We start from the raw sequence: 1,389 nt of genomic DNA, 5'->3' as shown, positions 1-1,389 counted from the left end.
AAAACATGGATAATGGAATGGACCCATCCACTTTAAATCGGCCTCGCAATGGGCCACGATGTAGTCGCTAAAACTCATCAGAAAGAGGACGGGTCCACCTATGAAGATTACTACAATCGGTTTAGATATCGCAAAGTCTGTTTTTCATGCTGTTGGCGTCGATAAAGCGGGCAAGTTAATCAAAAAGAAAATGCTTAGACGCAAAGACTTGCTGCCATTTATCGCGAAAATTGAGCCTTGCCTTATCGTTATGGAGGCGTGTGGCGGCGCGAGTTATTGGGCCAGAGAATTCGAGCAATTTGGGCACGTAGTTAAGTTAATTGCCCCGCAGTATGTGGTTCCTTTTAGGCAAGGTAATAAAAATGACTACAACGATGCGCTAGCCATTGCGGAGGCTGCGCAGCGGCCCAACATGCGGTTTGTAAAACCCAAAAGCATCGAGCAGCAAGATGTGCAACTGCTCCACCGTATGCGCGAACGATTAACTAAACAATCAACAGCCTTAATCAATCAAGTCAGAGGGATGCTAGCGGAATACGGCATTGTGATGACCAAAAGTAAATCGGCTTTTAAAGCCCAGTTACCTGATATTTTGGTCGATGAAGCCAATACACTGACCACCAAGGGTAGAGCCATCTTTTATCAGTTATATGATGAGGTTATCGACATTGAAAAACGGCTTAAGAGTTGTGACACTCAAGTACTAAACGAAACTCAAAACAATGTGATTTGTCAGCGATTACAGACTATTCCTGGTGTTGGGCCTGTCACCGCTACGGCGATTTATGCTGCAGTAGGTGACGGTAAAGACTTTAGCAATGGCCGACATTTTTCAGCTTGGTGTGGCTTAGTACCTAAGCAGCACAGCAGTGGCGGGAAAGATAACCTCCTCGGGATAAGTAAGCGGGGAAACGCCTATTTACGTACGCTGTTCATCCACGGCGCCAGAGCGGTGTTGCGGCACAGTGGGAGTAAGTCGGATAAGTTGAGTTGTTGGGCTATCCAGCTAGCGGAACGCCGAGGTTTCAATCGTGCGTGTGTGGCCGTCGCGAATAAGCTCGCCAGAATGTCATGGGTTATCGCGGCACGTGAACAAGAGTTTCGGCTCGCTATGTAACAACATCAAATGTACTTATTATGTTAACGATTAACCAACCAGCAAGTTGCTAAGACACTTGATTTGATGATGAGACAGTCAGACTGATCTACTAAAAACCTTACGAAAACACAGGCTCTGATGAAGCCGCAGGGATGATAAGGACAGTAGAAGCAAATATCCATCAGGGCCAGAGGAATCCCTCAATAACAGGCCGAATATATGGGTGCAATGAACTCTTCTCAAAATTGATATCGAATGTCTTGCAAACCGGATGGGTCCATATATGTTTT

1 protein-coding gene is annotated in these 1,389 nt (G+C 45.9%); it reads left to right on the top strand.

What is annotated here, in order from left to right:
- Positions 1-100 precede the first annotated feature (100 nt).
- Entirely contained in the window at positions 101-1,117 is a 1,017-nt protein-coding gene (locus tag FW758_RS24445; protein ID WP_446446814.1) for an IS110-like element ISSpu22 family transposase, read from the top strand.
- Positions 1,118-1,389 lie beyond the last annotated feature (272 nt).

The sequence above is a fragment of the Shewanella sp. 1180_01 genome, assembly GCF_052850535.1.
Note: the sequence above shows the minus strand (reverse complement) of the source record. Positions and strands in the feature narration are given on the sequence as shown.

Bases quoted from the DNA above. Each gene is read 5' to 3' on its own strand.
- FW758_RS24445 (WP_446446814.1), top strand. From the start codon at position 101: ATGAAGATTACTACAATCGGTTTAGATATCGCAAAGTCTGTTTTTCAT.